General features: G+C 41.7%; 1 protein-coding gene. It reads left to right on the forward strand.

Features of this window, described 5'->3' with window-relative positions; all coding sequences use genetic code 11:
* Positions 1 to 80: 80 nt before the first annotated feature.
* Positions 81 to 247 (forward strand): IS66 family insertion sequence element accessory protein TnpA (gene tnpA / locus H5300_RS28630; protein WP_405055134.1); only part of this gene is annotated, 167 nt, incomplete at its 3' end.

Raw genomic sequence — 247 nt, forward strand, 5'->3', positions numbered from 1 at the left:
GTAAGCGCTCCATAAACCCCGCATTCTAATCACCTATCACGAATAATAAGATCAAGTCTCCAACCATGAGGAGATTTAAAATGGGAAAACGACACACCAATCAAGAATGGCAAATGCTTATAGAGCAATCTGAATCGAGTTCATTGTCAACGCTTGCATTTTGTAAGCTCAATGAGCTCAATCCCTCAACGTTTTATGCTAAGCGCCAGCAACTCAAAAAAGCGGATGTCTCTCAAGGCTTTGTACG

This window comes from Vibrio sp. SG41-7, from assembly GCF_014164465.1.
Classification (GTDB): Bacteria; Pseudomonadota; Gammaproteobacteria; order Enterobacterales; family Vibrionaceae; genus Vibrio; species Vibrio splendidus.